Genomic DNA, 19,036 nt, shown 5'->3' with positions numbered 1-19,036 from the left:
TCGCGGTGCCTGACGGCGATGCGTCAGTCGTCGCACCGGCCCGCCTGGCGGACACGCAGCGCCCAGAGCACGAGCGGGGCCTGGAGCGGGAGCCGGGCCAGGGCCGCCGCCCGGAGCGGGGCCGGCCGGTGGCGCCAGTCGTAGGCCATCTTCACGTTCGCCGGGAAGACCGCGGTGAACAGCCCGGCCGCGGCCAGCGCGCCCGCCCGGCGGGTGCGCGGCGCGGCGATCGCCGCGCCGACGGCGATCTCCGCGACGCCGCTCAGGTGGGTCCATGTCCGGGGAGAGCCGGGCAGGCTTCGGGGCACGATGGCGTCGAACTGCCGCGGAGCGGCGAAGTGCGCGATGCCGGCGCCGATCAGCAGACCGCTGAGCAGCCGGGCGGAAGTCGTGGAAGAGGGCATGTCCCGTTCCTTGTCGATGGCGGTGCCTTGCCGGGGTGCGGAGGCACGGTGAAGTTACTTGACAGTAGGGCCCGGGTGCGGGCGAGGGAACCCCGTCCTTTCTCACAAGGCCGTCACGGCCCGCTCTCCGCTTCCGCTCTCCGCCTCCGCTCTCCGTGTGCGCGGGGTGCTCCCGCGCCGGTCCTCTCGGACGGTTCCGTTCGTCCCGGATCGCTGGGACGGTGTCGGCCTGAACCCCCCTCTGTTCAGGATTCGGCGGGAAGGAGCCGGACCAGGCCGACCCGGTTCGCCTCGTCCGCTTGGGTGTGCGCGGCGAGGACCGTCCAGCGGCCGGCGGGCAGGGGGACCGGTGCCTCGGCGGGTACCCCGCCGCCGGGGTACTCGACGCCCAGGTCGGCGCCCGCGTTGGCGGAGTCCATGAGCACGGCCGGACCGTCCGACACCCAGGTGCCGCACTCCTCCCACACCGTGTCCGGGTCTGCGAGGACGGCGGCCGCCGCGCTGCTCAGTCCGGCCTCGGAGTCGGCGCCAAGCCACCGCAGGAACGCTCGGTGTCCGGGCAGGTAGCGGCTGGTGGCCGGTTCGTCCGCCAGTACCAGTGCCTGCGCGCCGTTCTCGCCGACGGGGATCACCCCGGCCAGGTCGTCCACGGCGCAGGCCCGGTCATAGTCGTCCGGAGCGGTGGCGTCTCCCGCCATGACGCCGCTCTCCGTGCTCCCGTGCCATGCGGCCAGGGCGGAGACGGGGACGACGATCAAAGGGCCGCCCATCGACTCCACCCAGGTGAGAGGGGGGCGGGGGGCGGCGGGTGCGGCGGACGAAGAGGCGCTCATGTGATCAGTGTGCCCTCAGCGGGCAGCCCTCGGCAGGCGGCAGGCGGCAGGCGGCAGGCGGCAGGCGGCAGGAGGCGGGCGGCGGCGGGTGCGTGTGCTTCGGGGGCGGAGGGCCGGGTGTGCGGCGAAGGGCTTTGCACGTCGTCGGCTCGTCCCTTCGTGCCCTCGGCGCCACGCTCCCCACGGGTCCCGCCCCGAACGCGGAAGGATGTCATGGAACATGCCCGTCCGCGCCCATGCGGCGGGCGGGGCGCGTGGCCGAGGCCGCGGAGACTATGCCCGGCTCTGTGCGGGATGCACACGGGGGAATCCCGCCTTCTGAGGACCTTTCACCTCTGCGGCGACTTGTCCCCGACGGGGTCGGCGGTGCGGAAGCAAAGGTTCGACGCACCCTTGATAACGAGGTGTTGATGACTGAACAATTGCGCCGAGCCCGCCGCGGAAGATCCAACACCCTGGTCTGTGCGGGATGTTGTGACGTCGTCCGTATCGGGGCCAGTGAGGGATGAGAATCCCGTCTTCCGATTGGAGAGCACATGGCTGAGCACGCGCAGCACGAAGAGCCCCTGTTCGAGGAGTTCGACCACGCGGTCTACGCGCGCTGTTCGAACAACAACATGCCCATGTTCGCGACCTTCGTCCCGCTGAGCGAGGACGAGCAGGCCGTGGTCGACGAGGCGCTGGCCCTCTCCTGACCACCTCGCCGCACGGGCGCGGCCCCGCTGGTGTGGGCGACAGCCCCCACCGGCGGAGCCGTGGCCCGGCAGTACGACCTTGAGGAGAGCGATGTACGGCGCCACCCCCCTGCTGCTGAGCACCTCCGCGACACTGCTCGCCGGCGACCGGGTCTTCGTGGGGAACCAGCCCGACGACTTCGCCGTGGGGCCCCTGGTCGGACCGGCCGACGAGGTCTGCGTACTGGGCCTCGGATACGGCGGGTCCCTGCGCCCCCTGCTGGCGGCGTCCCCCACGAGCCGCGTCACCGCCGTGGACCTCGACCCCGGCATGGCGACCGTCACCCGCGCCCTGTTCCGACAGCATTTCCCGCAGGCGGAGTTCCGTACCGAAGTCGCCGACGCCGCCACCTTCCTGGACGGGGACCGACGCTTCGACCTCGTGCTCATCGACGTCTACGCCGGCGAGTCGTACCCCTCCTTCATCCTCGACGCGGACTTCTGGCAGCGCGTACACCGCGTCACGCGGGGCGGCACCGTCCTCCTCAACGCCTGGGGCCTCCCCAGCCACCTGGACCCGTTCTCCCCGCCGTCGCCGCAGCACACGCTCGCCACGCTCCTCGCCCCCCTCTGGCCCCACGCCCGGTACCTTCCGTGCCGCCGCAACATGACGGTCGTCCTCCGCGACACCTGGCCCGACCCGGAGACCGGCCTCCCCGCGCTCCCCTCCGACCTCGACGTGCGGCTGACGCCCACCGACGCCGCCGTCCTGCGCCTCCAGCGGATGCGGCTGCACCGGGCCGAGCCCTTCCGCCTCCCCGACGGCGGTGACGCCGAACCGGCCGCCCTCACGGACGTGCCGACGACCCCGGAACGGCTGGACGCCGAGATGGCGCGACGGTGGCCCGCGATGCTGGACGCCGTCCGCGCGCACGCCGAAGCCGCCGGCGTCGACGCGTCGGCCGTCGGAACCCGCGCCTTCTACGACCGCCCCGACATCGCGGTCCCGACCACCCTCGAACTCGCCCGCCGCGGCCATCCGGCCGCCGCCCTGCTGCCCCATGTCTCCGCGAGCCTGACCTTCGCCGGCGACACGTCGCTCGGCTGGTACGGGGAGTGGATGGCGGACGAGGCGGAGAAACTCGCCGCGGAACTGCCGGACTGGCTGGTGCGCACCGCCCTCCCGCAGGCCCTCGCCATGGCGGCGAACCCGCTCGTGCCCGCCTGGCCGTGGACCGGGAAGCTCCTCGACCGGACGACCGCACTGGCAGCCGTGCGATGACCGACGCGCACGTGGCCCGGACCACTCGACTGCCGTCGAGGTTCTGGCTCTTCTGGAGCTGCCTGACCGGCGGCGGTGTCGCGGACGGCATGACGCTCATCGCGTTGACCTGGTCCGCCTCCACCGTGACCGACAGTCCCCTGCAGATATCGCTGGTCGCGATGGCCGAGCGGCTTCCGTGGCTGCTGTTCGCCCTGCCCCTGGGCGCCGTCGTCGACCGGCTGCCCCGCATCGCGCTGATGGCCGCCTCGGGAGGGCTGCGGGCGGCCGCCATGCTCGTCCTGGGCCTCATGCTGCTGACCACCGACGTGACGATGGGCACCCTGCTGGTGTTCGCCGTCTTCTTCGGGACGACCGAGGTCGCCTACGGCATCGCGGCCGACACCGCCGTCCCCCTGCTCGCTCCGGAGGGGGCGCTGTCCCGGGCCAACGGCCACATCCGCACCAGCCAGATCCTCTCGAACGACTTCGTCGGACGCCCCCTCGGCGGACTGCTCCTGAAGGCGGGCCTGGCCGTACCGTTCCTCGGCAACGCGCTGGTCAACGGGGTCTCCGCGGCAGCCCTCCTGATGCTCCGCCGGCGGGTGGACGACCCCGGGGTCCACTCCGCCGACCGCGGCCGGTTCACCGCCGAGATCGGAGCGGGCCTGAAACTGATCCGGGCCGAACCGATCCTGCGGGTGCTCGTGCTCAGCGCGGTGGTACTGAACTCCCTGTACGCCGCCATGCTCGCCGGACAGGTCCTCTTCGTACGGGACACGCTCGGCCTGGGCTCACTCGGGTACGCGCTGCTGCTCTCGGCCGCCGCCGTCGGCGGAGTCGCCGGAAGCCAGTTCGCGCGCCGGCTCCTCGAACGCCTCGGCACGGAGAGGTCGCTGCTCACCGCGCTGCTGACGATGGCCCTCTGCTTCCTGGGCGTCGGCCTCGTGCCGACCGTGCCGGTCGTCGTGGTCCTCTACGCGGTGGCCTCGGCCGCCGTCGCCTTCTGGAGCGTCAGCACCCTCACGCTCCGTCAGGTGTCCGTGCCCGACGGCACCCTCGGCCGGGTCAACGCCACCTTCCGCATGGTCACCTTCGGGATGAGCGTCGTGGGCATGCTCCTCGGCGGCCTCCTGGTGGAGGCCGTCTCCGGCCCGCTCGGACCGGAGACGGCCCTGCGGGTCCCCTACTGGGTGGCGGGCGCCGCCTACCTGCTGCTCCTCGCATTCCTCAGGCCGCGCCTCCGGCACGGCCGCGCCGACGTACGAGAGGAAGGAGACCTGCGATGAGGAAGACCCTGCAGGTCGTCGACGACTTCTACGCCGACCCCGACCGGGTGCGCGCCCTGGCCCTGGAGAAGGGCGACTGGTCACCCCAGAAGACCGACGGCGGCCGTACGTACGACGCGGAGACGTACAACTCCTTCGCCGGCCGCGGCACCGCCGACACCTTCGCCGAACTGCTCGGCATCGAGGTGCGCCACGACCCCGCGCGCATGGGGTTCGGGGTCTTCGCCTTCACCGGCGACGACGCGAACGCGACGCTGACCACCCACTTCGACGACACCGACTGGGCGGGCATCGTCTACCTGACGCCCCCCGACCGGTGCCGGGGCGGCCTCTCCTTCTTCCGCCACCGCGCCAGCGGACTCACCGGTCCGCCCGACGACGCGCGCGCCGCGGAGCTCGGATACCGCGACCGGGGCCACTGGGTCGAGGACGTCTACTACCCCGACAAGGTACGACCGGAGGCGTGGGAGGAGATCTCCCGGGTCTCCATGGTCTACAACCGCCTGGTCCTGCTCAGAGGCGGCGCCCTCTTCCACCGCGCCAGTTCCGGATACGGCAGCCGTCCCTCCGACGGCCGGCTCACCCAGCGGTTCTTCTTCGACGAGGCGAGGTCCCGGTGATGCGCAGCAGACTGATCGTCGTCGACGACTTCTACGCCGACCCCGACGGCGTACGCGCCGCCGCGCTCCGCTCCGACTTCCGCAGCGCCAGCCGGTACAACTACCCCGGCTGGCAGAGCAGCAAGGCGCTGAGCACCGAGGCCCTCCAGCGCGCCATCGAGGAGACCGTCGGATCGCGCGTGCACGTCGACGGCGACCGGCTCACCTGGGGCGGCTTCCGGGTGATCACCGAGGAGACCGGGCGCGGCAGCAAGGTGCACGCCGACACCGCCGTCGACTGGGCCGGGATGGTGTACCTGACGCCCGGCGCGCCGCCGTCCGCGGGGACCGGATTCTTCCGGCACCGCGAGACCGGCTTCACCCGGCCGCCCTCCGACCGGGTGGCCCGCTCGCTCGGCTACGCCGACGCCGACGCGTTCGAGGAGGGCGTCGCCCGACGCGACATGGCGGACCTCGACAAGTGGGAACTGGTGGACCGGGTCGCGCCCGTCTACAACCGGCTGGTGCTCTTCCGCGGCTGCGAGTTCTACCACGCCCCGCTGGGCGGCCTCGGCGACCGTCCCGCCAACGCCCGCATCACGCACAACTTCTTCTTCAACGAGATCACCCCCGTCCCGTCCGCGGTCAGGACGCTGCCCGTCCGCGCGGAGGCGGTGGCCCGATGACCGCACCGCGCGTCGAACGCGCCCTCGACGGCGACCTCCTGGTCGTCGAGAACTTCTACCAGGACCCCGACCGGGTACGGGAGATGGCCCTCGCCGCCGAGTACCGCGACTTCGGGGAAGCGGCGAACTTCCCCGGCCGGGAGAGCGTGAAGGCGTTCGCCGGCGACGGCCACGCCCGCCGACTCGCCGAGATCGTCGGCGAGCCGGTCCGGCACGACCCGCGGCGGTGGGTCTTCGGCAAGTTCCGCGTGGCGACCCGCGCGGACGCCGGACGGACCCGCGTGCACCTCGACTTCGTCGACTGGACCGCGGTCGTCTACCTCACCCCGCCCGACCGGGCCCAGGGCGGCCTCGGCTTCTACCGGCACCTCCCCACCGGTCTGGACCGGGCACCGGGCCCCGAGGAGCTCGCCCGTCTCGGCTGCCGCACCGGCGAGGAGTTCGACCGGCGGTACGTGCTCCGCGACACCGCCCGGGAGGACCGGTGGGAACCCCTCCACCAGGTGGAGCTGGCGTACAACCGCTGCGTCGTCTTCCGGGGCGGCCGGCTCTTCCACGGCATCACCGAACTGTTCGGCGAGGAAGCCTCGGAGGGAAGGCTGACCCAGAACTTCTTCTTCATGACCGGGAAGCCCGACCCGGGCCTCCGCGACGAAGCCGAAAGGACCCGGGCCCATGCGTAGCCTGCTCGACGTCGTGCTGTCCGAGGCCGGTGACGGCACGCCGGATTCCGGCACCCACGCCCTGCTGCCCCTGGACGCTCGCATGCGGGGCCCGCGCGGCGCCGATCCGGTGCTCGCCGGCCCGCTGCCCGTCGCCGGGGTGGCCCTCGCGCGGACCGCCGCCGAGGTGGCCGCCCTCGGCCTGGGCATGCGCACGCTCGCCCTGGTCACCGTCGAGCACGCGACGCTGCGGGCCGTGGCCCTCGTCGACGGATGGCTCCTGCTGCGGGGCCACGGTGCCGGTACGGACCTGAGCGGCGCCGACCTCCGCGGCGCCGACCTCACCGGAGCCCGCCTGACCGGCGCCGACCTGAGCGGCGCCGACCTCTCGGGAAGCCGCCTGGAGAGCGCCGACCTCGCGCGCGCCGTCCTCCGCTCGGCCGATCTCTCGGGCGCCTCCCTGCGCAGGGCCAGCCTCTTCGGCGCGGACCTGACCGAGGCCGACCTGCGACGCGCCGATCTGCGCCACTCCGACCTCCGCCAGTGCACCTGCACCCGCGCGGCCTTCCGCGGAGCGGACTTCTGGTCCGCGTACGTGTGGGACGTCCCCTTCGACGAGGCGTTCACCGAGGGCGCCGACATCGAGCGCGCGGACTACCGGGGGACGCACCTGCCCAAGCCCGAGAACGCGCGCGTCTGAAGGGACCGGCGACCACCATGACCACGGCTGAGTTCCTTGGCCTTCCACCCGTCCCCCCGTCGGCGCCGCTGCGCACGCTCCGGATCGCCCTGGTGTGCATGCCGTGGGCCTCCCTCGACATGCCGTCGATGGCGATCAGCACCCTCGCCCCGGTCGCCCGCGGCCTGGACGTCGTCGAGGCCGTCGACACCGTCTACGCCAACATCCGGTGGGCCGACCACGTCCACGAGCGCACGGGAGGCCGGATCGGCAGCGCCGACTACCGGCGCATCGTCGACGGGTACTACGTCGCCACCGGCGAATGGGTCTTCTCGCCCGCCCTGTACGGCTTCGAGGAGCCGGTCGGATCCCCCTTCCACACGGCGGCGACCGCGGGCGGAGCCGACCTCGAAGCCGCCGCGGAGATGTACCGCCTGAGCGCCGGCTTCGTCGAGGGGCTCGCCGACGAACTGGTCGCGGGCGGCTACGACGTCGTCGGCATGACCAGCACCTTCGACCAGAACATGCCGAGCCTCGCGCTGGCCCGCGCCCTCAAGGAACGCGCCCCCGACGTGGTCACCGTGATGGGCGGGGCCAACTGCGACGACGTGCAGGGGTCCGCCCTGCACCGCAACTTCGACTGCCTGGACTACGTGGTCCGGGGCGAGGGCGAGATCGTGTTCCCCGCCCTGCTGCGTCTGCTGTCCGCGACCCGCCCCGGCCTCCGTCCGCCCGCGCCGGAGCTCTCCGCCGTGCCCGGCCTGTGCTGGCGGGACGCCGACGGCGGGACCACGGTCAACCGCCAGCCCCGTTCGGTCGTCCCGGTGGACGCCATCCCCGAGGCCGACCTCAGCGGCTACTTCGACACCTTCCGGGCCGCCCGGTCCGTCGACGACGTCGAACCCAAGATCCAGATCGAGGGCGGACGCGGCTGCTGGTGGGGCGAGAAGCACCACTGCACCTTCTGCGGCCTGAACGGCTCCCTCATGGCGTTCCGGGCCAAGTCGTCCGACCGCGTCCTGGAGGAGATGGAGAACGCCGTCCGGCGCCACCGGATGCTCGACGTCGTCTTCGCCGACAACATCATGGACATGGGGTACCTCCGCGAGCTGCTGCCCCGGCTCGCGGAACAGCCCTGGGACCTGCGCCTCTTCTTCGAGATCAAGTCCAACCTCGGGATGCGGCAGCTGAAGGTCCTCGCCGACGCCGGCGTCGCGCAGGTCCAGCCCGGCATCGAGAGCCTCAGCACCCACGTGCTCGACCTCATGCGCAAGGGCGTGACGGGCTGGCAGAACGTCCGCCTGCTCCGCGACTGCCGGACCGTGGCCGTCTTCCCCGGCTGGAACCTCCTCTACGGCTTCCCCGGAGAGACCGAGGCCGACTACGACGAGATCATCGAGCAGATGCCCGGACTGTGGCACCTCACCCCGCCCGAGGGCGTCTACCGGGCGGTCCTGACCCGCTTCAGCCCCTTCTTCGACGACCCCTCGCTCGGCCTGGAGAACCTGGGCCCCTCCGGCCTCCTCAAGAAGGTCTACCGGCTCCCGGCGGAGGAGGTCGCCCACATCAGCTACGTCTTCGAGAGCAGACCCGCCGGGCTCGACGAGTCCGCCGCCGAGCGCCTGCGGGCCGCCGTCGACACGTGGCGCGCCAACCACCAGGGCCGGCGCCTGGTGGCGGTCGCCGAGGGCGACGCGCTCCGGGTCGTGGACGAGCGGACCACCGCGCCGACGGAGGACCGCGTCACCGACCCCCTGCTCGTCGCGATCCTCCTGGCCACCTGGAAGGGACGCTCGCCCGCGGGCGTCCTGCGGGAGGTGACCGCACGCGGCCACCGCACGACCGAGGAGCAGGTGACGGAGGTGCTGGAGGAATGGCGGGAGAGACGCTGGCTGTTCCGCGAAGGAGGACGGTACGTGGCCCTGCCGACAGGACTCGCCCATGAGTGAGCGCATCTCCGCCCCCCGCCGTTCCACCCTCCTCGCACGCCACGACCCCGACGAGGAGCACGACCGGGACGCGCTCGCCGCCCGGGCCCGGCAGGGCATGCGCGGCCTGCTGGTCGAGCGCCCCGTACGGCTCGCCGCGGACGAACCGGCGGCCACCGCCCGCTTCCTCCACCTGCTCGTGGAAGCGGCGGGCGTCGGACTCCGCGTCTACTGGGAGGGCGTACTCGACGGCGTGCCGACAGGTCCGCTCCGCCATCTCGACCCGCCGCGGGAGAACGGCGTGCCGCTCTGGGCGGTCCCGCCGGGCCCGCTCCTGACCGTGCGCCGAGGGCCGGACTTCGTCACGGTCGAGGACGTGCGCGACCCCGCCGCGCCCCGCCGTTCCGTCGTCCCCGACCTGCCCTACGGGCAACTCCTGCGCCGGTACGCGGCCCCCACCGCCCCCCGCCCCTCGGACCGGCGCCACCTCGCCGAGCTGGAGGCCCGCCACCTCGTCCTCCGGCTGGGCGGGCCGGACGCGGAACTCTGCCTCGCCCTGCCGGTGCGCTTCGCCTACGCGAGGTCCTGAGCGTGGGGACTTCCCACGACGCCCCCCACGGGCGCCTGCTCTCCACCAGGCTGGCGAACGGCATGACCGTCGTCGCCCAGGAGGACCGGATCCTCGGCGGACTCCACGTCCACCTGCGCTACGACGTCGGGTCCCGGCACGAGCCGCCGGGGCTGCACGGGGTCGCGCACTTCCTCGAACACCTCATGTTCGAGGGGACGCCCCGCCACCCGGACTTCCTCGGCGAGCTCCAGGGCGGCGGCGCGCGCGGAGTCAACGCCACGACCGGCCAGGACCGCACGGCCTTCTTCATGACGGTGCCGCCCGCCCTGCTGCCCCGGGCCCTCGCGATGGAGGCGGACCGGATGGCGCACCTGCCAGCGGCGCTCGACGAGAGCGCCCTCGCCCGGCACCTGGCACTGGTCGTGCGCGAGGAGGAGGAGCGCGCCAGGGGCGCCCTCGCCGAGGCACCGGGCCGCCTGTTCGCGGAGGCGTTCGCGCCCCGTCACCCCTACCGGCACGTCTCGATGGGCGACACGGCCGCGCTCGCCCGGCTGACGCCCGCACGGGTGGCGGCCTTCCACCGCGAGCACTACCGGCCCGAGCGGGCCACCCTCGTCGTCGTCGGCGACCTGCCGGGCGAGACGGTCCTCGACGCGGCCACCGCGACCCTCGGCGCCCTGGACCGAGGACCTGCCACGCCCTCGGCGCCGGGCACCGCCCCGGACGGAGCCGCCCGCGCGGACCGCCCCGGCGTCGCGCCCCCCGGCTCCGCCGTCGGCACGGGCGGGACGCGGTGGGCGGTCTGCCCGCCCGGGATCCCGGCCCAGCTGTACGTGCTCGCGCACACCGCCCCGTACGGGACGAGGGAGCACGCCGCCGCGTCCGTCCTCGCGGCCGTGCTCGGCAGGGGCAGGGGCAGCCGGCTCTTCCGCCGGGCCGTGCGCGACGCCCGCGTCGCCCGCCCCGCCACGGAACTGACGGCACCCTGGAACCTCGAACACGGCGGCTCCGTGATCTTCGGATCGGTCATCGCCACCCCGGGGACCTCCGGGCCGCGACTCCTCGCGGGCGTGCGCGAGGTCCTCGCGTCGGTCGCCGACGGGCTCGCCCCCGGCGAACTGGCGCGGGCCGTGCGACTGGTCCTCAGGGAGCGGCTCGAAGAACTCGACGACCCGGCCGCGCGCGCGGAGTCGTTCGCCGCGCACGCGAGCCTCCGCGGCGACCCGTCGCAGGCGTACGCGTCCGCCGAGGAGATCGCCCGCGTCACCGAGGAGGAGGTGGTGCGCGCCGCCCGTACGTCCCTGCCCGGAGCGACGTACCTCGTCTACGACCCCACCGCCGCCCGGAACGCGCCGGAGGCAGCCGCGTGACCGATTCTCCGTCCACGATCCGCGCCGCGTCCCCGCCCGCGCGCCCCGCCGAGCTCCCGCCCGCGCCGGTGCGGCTCCGGACCCGGCTGCTCCCCGTGCACCTGCCGGGCAGGCTGACCGCCGTCGCCCACCTCGTGCTGCACCTCCGCACGACGGACGACCCGCCGGTCCCGGAAGCCGTCGCCCGCCTCTGGGCGCTGCTGCTCCGGCGCGGCGGCGGCTGGTGCGGGGGAGTGAGCGTCGAGGACGGTTTGGAGGACCTCGGCACGATCCTCACCGTGGACGTGGACCGGCACGCGGTGGGGATCGTGCTCCGTTCGACACCGGAACTGCTCGCGGACGCGCTCGCCCTGCTGACCCGGACCGTCGAGGCGTTCGCCCCCACCGCCGACGAGGTCGACGCCCTGGTGGGCCGGCGGCTCCGGGCCCGTACCGCTGTCCGCCGGACCCACGGCGACCCGCCCGGCGCGCTCCTGGACGCCGCGCTCTTCCCCCGGGACGGGGACCACCGCACGCGGGACGGCGCGACGGAGGCGACCGACGCCTCCGAGGCCGAGACCGTGCTCTCTTTCCACCGGCGCGTTCGGAACGCCCCCCGCGACCTCGTGGTCGCCGCCGACCTCTCCCGGGTCGACCTGCGGTCCGTCGTCCGCTCCGCCCCGGCTCCGCTCCGCGCCGCTCGTCCCGCGTCCGCCGCCCCGGGTGGCCGGGCGCGTCCGCCGGAGGAGGTCGGGCCGCCCGAGGCCCTTACCGTGCGCCGCGGTTCCGCCGGCTCTCCCTGCGTGGTGATGATCGGGGTGAGGGCGCCGGACGGCGCGGTCGACCTCGCTTGGCTCGGCCTCGCCGGCCTCCTCCTCACCGCCACCCCCGCCTCCCTGCTCACCCGCACCCTGCGCGCATCGTCGGGACTGGCGTACGCGGTGCACGCCGACCTCGTCCACGAGGGGCCGCGGTCCGCGCTGCGCCTGCGTTTCGAGGTCCCCGCCGAGCACGCGCCCCGCGCCGCGGTCGAGGCGCTGGACGTCGTCCTCGGCCTGGCGGCCCGCGCGCCGGGCGAGGAGGACCTCCGCGACGCGGTCCGGGCCCACCGCTGGGACGGCGCCGGTTGGGGCAGCCCCGCGGCCGTGGCGGCGGCCCGCGCCGCGCGGGCGACGCCGACCGGCGAACGGCCGTCCGGGGGAGACCCGTTCGCGGGCCGCCGGTCCGCGGAACCCACCCCGGACGACTTCCGGCGGGCCGCCGCGCGACTGATGGGACCCGAGCGAACGGCCGTGGTCGTCGACGGCGCCACCGTCGACGCGGACGCCGTGGTGGCGGCCCTGGCGGACGCCGCGCGGCACCGCCCCGCCACGGACGCTCTCGCCGCCTACGCCCGCCGGGCAGCGGCGTGCGTCCGTCGCCCGGCGGCAGGGGTACGGGGGCCGACGCGGGGCCCCGACCTCCAGGAGGCCGGGGAGCCGGTGCGCTGACGGGGCGTCGGTGTCGGCGCCGGGTCCGCGCCCGGCGCTACTCGAAGAACTTCAGGCTCCACCCGGTGTCGGAGGTCGGCCCGGGGACGTTGGCGCGGCGGTAGGTCGTGCCGCCCCACCAGCAGAAGGTGCCGGTGTGCCAGTAGCGGTTCTCCCACGCGTACGGGGTGCCCTTGCGTACGGCGTGGAACATCAGGGGGAACCTCGGGCCGGCCGGCGGGCTGGTGGCGATGTCCCCGTCGAGCAGCACGAAGGTGTGGTGGCCGGGGCCGTCGACGTACAGCGTGGGGTCCCAGCCGGCCATCATGGTGTCGCGGTGCGAGCCGAAGAGGCAGCCGTTGGACTTGTACCAGTCCCATACGTACGTGGGGTCGCCGCCGGCCCGCAGCCGCAGGTCCGCCAGGCAGTAGCGGTCGCTCCAGCTGCCGTTGGCGGAGTAGACGACGTGCAGCTGCCCGCCGGGGTCCTTGATCGGTTCGGGGCCCTCGTTGATGTACGGGTTGCCGACCACCCGCTCCCAGCTCTCGCGCGGCTGGGAGATGACGTACCGGGCGCCGGTGGGGGTGGTGGGGCCGCTCATCCGGGCGATGTAGAGGTTCTGTTCGACGTCGGTGTCGCCGGCCCAGCCGGACCAGACGAACCAGCGCTGCCCCCCGAAGGTGAACAGGGTGCCGTCGATGGCCCACTTGTCGTCGGGCAGGGCGAGCCGGGTGGCGGCGGTGTAGCCGCTGTCGGGGGCGGACGAGCTGATGACGTACATGCGGTGCGCGGCTCCCTTCCCGGCGGCGAAGTAGACGTAGTAGCGTCCGCCGTCGCGGACGATCTCGGGGGCCCAGACCTCGCCCAGCCCTCCGGTGTCGGTCCACACCGTGCGGGCCGGCGCGGTGGCGAGTCCGGCGGTGTCGGTGGCCTGGCGGACGACGATCGAGCCGCCGGCGGACTGGACGGCGACGTACGTGGAGCCGACCCTGAGCACGCTGGGGTCGGCGGCCCGCAGCGGTGTCTGCTCCGCGGCGGCGGGGGTGGCCGCCGTGGTCGCGACCGCGGCGGTGAGCAGGGTGAGGAGCAGGGTCAGGACCAGGGCGACGGGCGCCCCGGGCCACCGTCGGGCACGCTTCATGGTTGCTCCCGTGAGCGGATCGGCGCGGTGTACAACGATGTAATCCCTGAAGGAAGCATCGCGATGTGAAATGGGCATGTCAATGCGTGCGGACGGGTTCGTCCGGCATGCATGACAGTAAATGTTTGATTCCATGGACTTCCTGGAGGGATTCCGTTGATGTCTGTTCCGTGTTAGGTTCCCCGGCACCTCGGTTCGCCGAGGTTCGGGGCACTCGCCCCCCCCCCCCCCCCGCACGAGCCGCTCGCCAACTCCGCACGGACCTCCCGACGTCGCCGGCCCACCGCCCGGCGCGCGGGGGACTCCGCGCGCCGTCCTGCCCAGGAGGAGTTCGATGCGACGCATCGTCGCCTTTCTCGCGGCCCTGCTGATGACGGCCGGAGGCCTCGTCCTCGCCGGCACCGGCACCGGCGTCGCCGCCGACGCCGCCGTCGTCCCCAAGACGCCGCCCCTCACCACCCCGTGGACCGGCCAGGTGTCCACGACCGACCCCCTGCCCGAGTACCCGCGCCCCCAGATGACGCGGCCCGACTGGATGTCCCTGAACGGGGAGTGGGAGTTCCTCAACCCGCCCACCGACGGCGCCGGCAACGTCGACCGCGAGGCCGCGCCCCCGCTCGGCCGGACCCTGCCCGAGCGCATCCTCGTCCCGTACCCCGTCGAGTCCGCGCTCTCCGGCATCATGCGCAACGACGACCGCGACCTGATGTTCTACCGCCGCACCTTCACCGTCCCACCGGACTGGAACGGCCGCCGCGTCCAACTCCACTTCGGCGCGGTCGACTTCGAGTCCACCGTCTGGGTCAACGGCACCCGCGTCACCAGCCACAAGGGCGGCTACGACCGCTTCGAGGTCGACATCACCCCGCAGCTGCGCGCCGGGGCCGCCAACGAGATCGTCGTCCGCGTCTACGACCCCACCGACGCCCGCGGCGAGAAGCAGCCCGTCGGCAAGCAGACCACCCACCCCAGCGGCATCTTCTACACGCCCACCAGCGGCATCTGGCAGACCGTCTGGCTGGAGCCCACCCCCGCCACCTCGGTCTACTCCGTCGACATCCGCCCCGACCTCGCCGCCGGCACCGCCCGCGTGAAGGTCTTCACCCGCGGCACCGCCACCGGCCACACCGTCCGCGCCGAGGCCCTCAGCGGCGGCCAGGTCGTCTCCACCGCCACCGGCGGCCTCACCGAATTCGCCGTCCCCGTCCCGAACGCCCGCCGCTGGTCGCCGGACGACCCCTTCCTGTACGACCTCCGAGTCACCCTCCGCGACGCCTCCGGCGTCGCCGTCGACACCGTCACCAGCTACTTCGGCATGCGCGAGATCGGCACCAAGCTCGTCGACGGAGTCCTGCGGCCCACCCTCAACGGCGAGTTCGTCTTCCAGATCGGCACCCTCGACCAGGGCTTCTGGCCGGACGGCCTCTACACCGCGCCGACCGACGCCGCCCTCGCCTCCGACCTCGTCAAGCACAAGGACCTCGGCTTCAACATGGTCCGCAAACACATCAAGGTCGAACCCGCCCGCTGGTACTACCACGCGGACCGCCTCGGCCTCCTCGTCTGGCAGGACATCCCCTCCACCCAGGCCTTCGACGCCACCCGCACCCCCGCCCAGACCGCGCAGTTCGAGACCGAAGCGCGCGAGATCGTCGACGAACACCGCTTCTCCCCGGCCGTCGTCGCCTACGTCCCCTTCAACGAGGGCTGGGGCGAATGGAACCTCGACGACACCCGCCGGATCACCACCGCCCTGGAGAACCAGGACCCCGCCCGCCTCATGAACGCCCACAGCGGCTACAACTGCTGCGCCTCCAAGGGCGACCCCGGCACCGGCGACATGATCGACTGGCACGTCTACACCGGCCCCGACGCCCCCCGCCCCTCCGCCACCCGGATCTCCGTCCTCGGCGAGTTCGGCGGCATCGGACTGCGCACCCCCGGCCACGAGTACAGCCCCGACGGCCGGTTCTTCGCCTACGAACAGGTCGGCAGCGCAGCCCAGCTCGACGACCGCTACACCGGCATGGTCCGCGACGTCCGGCGGCTCATGACCACCAAGGGCGTCTCCGCCTACGTCTACACCGAGATCACCGACGTCGAGGGCGAGTACAACGGCCTCCTCACCTACGACCGCAGGATCCAGAAGGTCGACACCGCCCGGCTCCGCGCCGCCCACGGCGACCTGATCGCCGCCTCCCGCAACCTCGACGCCACCCGCGGCCACACCCTCGGCCACGTCCGCTCCTTCCGGGTCACCACCCCCGGCCACGCCACCCGCTACCTACGCCACGCCGACTCCCTCGCCCGCACCGACGTCCTCACCACCGCCTCCGCCGACGGCGCCCGCCAGGACGCCTCCTTCCGCACCGTCCCCGGCCTCGCCGACCCGCGCTGCCTCTCCTTCGAGTCGGTGAACCTCCCGGGCCGCTACCTCCGCCACGCCGGCGGCCGGGCCCGCGTCGACGCCGACACCGGCGGCACCTTCGCCGCCGACGCCACCTGGTGCGCCCGCCCCGGTCTCGCCGCCGGCGGCACCTCGTACGAGTCGCTGAACTTCCCCGGCTCCTACCTGCGCCACTACGCCGACGCCGTCCACCTCGCCCGCAGCGGCGGCCCCGACCCCTGGGACACCGCCACCTCCTTCGCCGCCGACGCCACCTGGAACACGACCGAACCCGCCCTCTGGCGCAGCTCCGTCCTGCTCCCCACCGACGTCCGCCGGTCCCTGCGGGTCACCACCTGGGGCCACACCGACCGCTACCTGCGGCACGCCGACAGCCTCGCCTGGACCGAGGTCGTGAACACGGGCAGCGGCGCCCTGCTCAAGCAGGACGCCACCTACACCGTGCGGCGTGGCCTCGCCGACTCGTCCTGCTACTCCTTCGAGTCGGTCAACTACCCCGGCCGGTTCCTCCGGCACGCCGCGAGCCGGGTCAGCAACGCCCCGTCCGACGGCACCGCCCTCTTCCGCGAGGACGCCACCTGGTGCGCCCGCCCGGGACTCGGCGGGACCGGCACCACCTTCGAGGCGCTGAACGTCCCCGGCTCGTTCCTGCGCCACTTCGAGTCCGCGGTGTACCTCGCGTCGGGCTCCGGCAGCGGCGGCTTCGACCGCCCGCAGACACTGACCGCCGACAGCAGCTGGTCCCTGGAGGCGCCCTGGGCACCCTGACCGCACGACCGGGCCCCGGCCGCCGCGAGGCGCCCCGGGGCCCGGCCGTGAGCGACCGTGCGGGTACGCGTCGGACGCGGAGCCCGGTCCAGCCGATCGCCGGACCGGCCGTCTCGTGGTGGTGGACGTCGCCCCGCGGGTCGGAGTACTGCCGTCGGCGCGGAGCGCTTCCAGGCCGCGGCCGCCGCGCGTTCCGGGAGGCCCGCCGGTGCGGTCGCGGTCCCCGCAGGCCCGGAGGCGCGGCCCCGGTGGCCCGCTCGGCCGAGCGTACGCGGGCGAGCACGGCGCGCACGTCCGCCGGGCCCATCCGGCGGCGGATCCCCGCGTACGTCCGCCGTCGTCTCAGCCGATCGGCTTCTCGTCGGGCGCCACCTGCGGGTTGGAGAACGCCTTCTCGACCACCGGCAGATCACCCGTGCCACCGAACTTCGCCTGGAACATGGGCTGGAGAAGGGCGTGGTCGGTGGCACGCACGGTCATCGCACCCTTGACGCCGAGGAAGCCGTAGTCCTCCAGGGACCTGACCATGGCGTCGGTGTCCCTCCTCGCACCGCCGACCTTCAGGGCCCTCACCACCATCTGGGCGGCGTTGAACCCGTCGGGGACGAACAGGTCCTCCTCCCAGCCCTTCTTCCTGAAGTAGGCCCGCATCGCCCGGGCCTCGACGTTGTCCGTGGCCTCCGGCACGTAGTGGGCGAGCAGCGTGATCTTCTTCCTGGCCTTGCCGAGCACGGGGTAACTCGCGCGCAGGTCGAGGCCGGTGACCACGGTGGAGGAGTCGAGCACGCCCTCCTGGTCGAGGGCGTCCCACAGCGCGGTCGCGGTGCTGCCGGCCCAGGCGACGTAGACCAGGTCCGGTTCGGCCGACCTCACCTTGCCGGTGGTGGGCGTGAAGTCGGTGGTGGCGGGCGAGACCAGCTCGGGCCGGACGACGGCCCCTTCGGCCCCGAGGATGGTCTCGACCGCGCCGGCGTTCGCCCGTCCGAAGGCGTTGTCCTGGGCGACGACGACGACCTTCCTGCCCCTGACGGCGCCCAGTATCCGCACCGCCGTCATCACGTCCTGGTGGGTCTGCCGCCCCGACCGGAAGACGTACTTGTCCACTCCCGTCACCGCGTCCGTGGCGGCGGGCCCGGAGATGTACAGCGTCTTGTTCCGGGCCGCCAGCGGTGCGACCCGCACCGCGACACCCGAGGAGATGGTGCCCGCGACGATCTGCGCGCCCTCCCCGACCCGCTTCCTCACCAGGGACACCGCCTTGGCGGGGTCGGCGCCGTCGTCGTCCCGCGTCACGGCGACCCGGACGCCGTCGATCTCGCCCGTACCGCCGGTCGCGTAGTCGAGGCCGGCCTCGAACCCGTGCAGGTACTGCTCGCCGTAGGAGGCCAACGGGCCCGAGGTGGTGCTGACGAGGGCGACCTTGTACTCCTCCGGCCTGCCGCCGCCCGCGGAGCCGGGACCGGAGCAGGAGGTGACGAGCCCGGCGACCGCGAGGGCCGAGGTCAGGCGGAGAACGGCGGATCTGCGCATGGCGGAACGGCTCCTCGGCACGGAGTGGGGGGCGAGTTGCCCGTAGCGTCCCCGGCACCGCTCGAAGCTGACAATGTGGATGTCCGCCACCTGCCGCCGGGCGGAAGTGGACACCGCATCCAGGACCGGACGGGCGAAGAGGCGCCGGACGGTCCCGGACGGTCCCGGACGGATCCGGAGTGTGTCGTGCTACCGGGCTCAGCGCAGGAAGAGGGTGACGTTCGCGGTGTCGGTGCTGTAGAAGGTCTCGTCGAACGTCTCACGCGAGCCGGAACCGCAGGCCTTGATCTCGCGCAGGGATCCCACGTGGGGGTCGATCCGTACGACGGCGCACTTGGCGTCGGCGCGCGTGTCGTCCACCCAGCCGGTGATCCGCAGGTCGCCGTCGCGGCAGGAGAGCTTCCAGTGGGCCTCGCCGCCGTCGATACGGGGCGAGCGGGTGGTCGGGCAGGTCGCGGCGCTCGCCGGTGAGGCGACGACGAACAGCCCGGCGGTGAGGGCGCCGCTCATGAGCGCGGCAGCGAGGGTGCGGGGGATGCTGGGCATGGAGGTCTCCTTCGGTGGTGGGGCGGCTGCGGTCGGTCCGGACGATGACGGCGACCGAACCGGCCGGTGAGGCGCGGTCGTCGGCGTAGGCCGCACGGCGTACGGCACACGTGGTCCAGGCGGAGGCGCCCGAGTGCCACGCCTCGGTGAGCGGGCCAGGTGGTCGAAGCCGACCTTCGCCAGGTCCGGGTTCCTGATCACGAACGACAGGGATAGTGGCCCCGGGCGCGCCGACGTGCC

The 19,036-nt window shown here is 73.6% G+C and carries 17 protein-coding genes and 1 pseudogene; 13 read left to right on the top strand and 5 right to left on the bottom strand.

What is annotated here, in order from left to right; genetic code table 11:
- Positions 1-23: 23 nt before the first annotated feature.
- Together ACFQ8C_RS09535 and ACFQ8C_RS09530 are read right to left on the bottom strand one after the other, a co-directional pair.
- The gene (locus ACFQ8C_RS09535; RefSeq protein ID WP_383454013.1) at positions 24-404 is read right to left on the bottom strand and encodes a MauE/DoxX family redox-associated membrane protein; all 381 of its coding nucleotides are present in this window, start codon (positions 402-404) and stop codon (positions 24-26) included.
- A gap of 245 nt (positions 405-649) precedes the next feature.
- Positions 650-1,237, bottom strand: coding sequence for an Imm21 family immunity protein (locus ACFQ8C_RS09530; protein WP_383454011.1), 588 nt, complete (start codon positions 1,235-1,237; stop codon positions 650-652).
- A gap of 536 nt (positions 1,238-1,773) precedes the next feature.
- Here ACFQ8C_RS09530 and ACFQ8C_RS09525 point away from each other — a divergent pair.
- From ACFQ8C_RS09525 to ACFQ8C_RS09475, 11 genes are all read left to right on the top strand, one after another.
- On the top strand, positions 1,774-1,932 hold the full coding sequence (locus tag ACFQ8C_RS09525) for a hypothetical protein (RefSeq protein ID WP_383454008.1): 159 nt from the start codon (positions 1,774-1,776) through the stop codon (positions 1,930-1,932).
- A gap of 91 nt (positions 1,933-2,023) precedes the next feature.
- The gene (locus ACFQ8C_RS09520) at positions 2,024-3,193 is read left to right on the top strand and encodes a methyltransferase domain-containing protein (protein WP_383454005.1); all 1,170 of its coding nucleotides are present in this window, start codon (positions 2,024-2,026) and stop codon (positions 3,191-3,193) included.
- Positions 3,190-4,461, top strand: coding sequence for an MFS transporter (locus tag ACFQ8C_RS09515; protein ID WP_383454003.1), 1,272 nt, complete (start codon positions 3,190-3,192; stop codon positions 4,459-4,461). The genes ACFQ8C_RS09520 and ACFQ8C_RS09515 overlap by 4 nt, the downstream gene beginning before the upstream one ends.
- Complete coding sequence (locus tag ACFQ8C_RS09510; RefSeq protein ID WP_383454000.1) at positions 4,458-5,081, top strand: DUF6445 family protein; 624 nt, start codon at positions 4,458-4,460, stop codon at positions 5,079-5,081. Before ACFQ8C_RS09515 ends, ACFQ8C_RS09510 begins: the two co-directional genes overlap by 4 nt.
- Positions 5,081-5,746 (top strand): DUF6445 family protein, encoded by a 666-nt coding sequence (locus tag ACFQ8C_RS09505; RefSeq protein WP_383453997.1) that lies wholly within the window; start codon positions 5,081-5,083, stop codon positions 5,744-5,746. Before ACFQ8C_RS09510 ends, ACFQ8C_RS09505 begins: the two co-directional genes overlap by 1 nt.
- On the top strand, positions 5,743-6,429 hold the full coding sequence (locus ACFQ8C_RS09500; protein WP_383453996.1) for a DUF6445 family protein: 687 nt from the start codon (positions 5,743-5,745) through the stop codon (positions 6,427-6,429). The genes ACFQ8C_RS09505 and ACFQ8C_RS09500 overlap by 4 nt, the downstream gene beginning before the upstream one ends.
- The gene (locus ACFQ8C_RS09495) at positions 6,422-7,108 is read left to right on the top strand and encodes a pentapeptide repeat-containing protein (protein WP_383453994.1); all 687 of its coding nucleotides are present in this window, start codon (positions 6,422-6,424) and stop codon (positions 7,106-7,108) included. Before ACFQ8C_RS09500 ends, ACFQ8C_RS09495 begins: the two co-directional genes overlap by 8 nt.
- A gap of 17 nt (positions 7,109-7,125) precedes the next feature.
- Entirely contained in the window at positions 7,126-9,036 is a 1,911-nt protein-coding gene (locus tag ACFQ8C_RS09490; protein ID WP_383453992.1) for a RiPP maturation radical SAM C-methyltransferase, read from the top strand.
- On the top strand, positions 9,029-9,604 hold the full coding sequence (locus tag ACFQ8C_RS09485; RefSeq protein ID WP_383453990.1) for a DUF5825 family protein: 576 nt from the start codon (positions 9,029-9,031) through the stop codon (positions 9,602-9,604). The genes ACFQ8C_RS09490 and ACFQ8C_RS09485 overlap by 8 nt, the downstream gene beginning before the upstream one ends.
- 2 nt (positions 9,605-9,606) lie before the next feature.
- The gene (locus ACFQ8C_RS09480; RefSeq protein ID WP_383453988.1) at positions 9,607-10,956 is read left to right on the top strand and encodes a M16 family metallopeptidase; all 1,350 of its coding nucleotides are present in this window, start codon (positions 9,607-9,609) and stop codon (positions 10,954-10,956) included.
- On the top strand, positions 10,953-12,425 hold the full coding sequence (locus ACFQ8C_RS09475) for an insulinase family protein (RefSeq protein ID WP_383453986.1): 1,473 nt from the start codon (positions 10,953-10,955) through the stop codon (positions 12,423-12,425). The genes ACFQ8C_RS09480 and ACFQ8C_RS09475 overlap by 4 nt, the downstream gene beginning before the upstream one ends.
- Positions 12,426-12,462: 37 nt before the next feature.
- Here the strand turns inward: ACFQ8C_RS09475 and ACFQ8C_RS09470 are convergent, their stop codons facing one another.
- Positions 12,463-13,545, bottom strand: a complete 1,083-nt coding sequence (locus tag ACFQ8C_RS09470) for a glycoside hydrolase family 43 protein (protein ID WP_383453985.1) — start codon at positions 13,543-13,545, stop codon at positions 12,463-12,465.
- A gap of 334 nt (positions 13,546-13,879) precedes the next feature.
- Between ACFQ8C_RS09470 and ACFQ8C_RS09465 the strand changes: the two are divergent.
- Positions 13,880-16,225: pseudogene (locus ACFQ8C_RS09465) on the top strand (AbfB domain-containing protein); the annotation flags it as partial.
- Positions 16,226-16,246: 21 nt separating this feature from the next.
- Positions 16,247-16,720, top strand: a complete 474-nt coding sequence (locus tag ACFQ8C_RS09460) for an AbfB domain-containing protein (protein ID WP_383454096.1) — start codon at positions 16,247-16,249, stop codon at positions 16,718-16,720.
- A 342-nt stretch (positions 16,721-17,062) separates the two neighbouring features.
- Here the strand turns inward: ACFQ8C_RS09460 and ACFQ8C_RS09455 are convergent, their stop codons facing one another.
- Together ACFQ8C_RS09455 and ACFQ8C_RS09450 are read right to left on the bottom strand one after the other, a co-directional pair.
- Positions 17,063-18,250: a substrate-binding domain-containing protein gene (locus ACFQ8C_RS09455; protein ID WP_383453983.1), complete on the bottom strand. Its 1,188-nt coding sequence runs from the start codon at positions 18,248-18,250 to the stop codon at positions 17,063-17,065.
- Positions 18,251-18,448: 198 nt separating this feature from the next.
- The gene (locus ACFQ8C_RS09450; RefSeq protein WP_383453982.1) at positions 18,449-18,796 is read right to left on the bottom strand and encodes a hypothetical protein; all 348 of its coding nucleotides are present in this window, start codon (positions 18,794-18,796) and stop codon (positions 18,449-18,451) included.
- Positions 18,797-19,036: the final 240 nt, after the last annotated feature.

The sequence above is a fragment of the Streptomyces sp. NPDC056503 genome, from assembly GCF_042794995.1.
In the GTDB taxonomy this organism is placed as follows: domain Bacteria; phylum Actinomycetota; class Actinomycetes; order Streptomycetales; family Streptomycetaceae; genus Streptomyces.
This window is presented reverse-complemented; position numbering and strand designations above follow the sequence as displayed.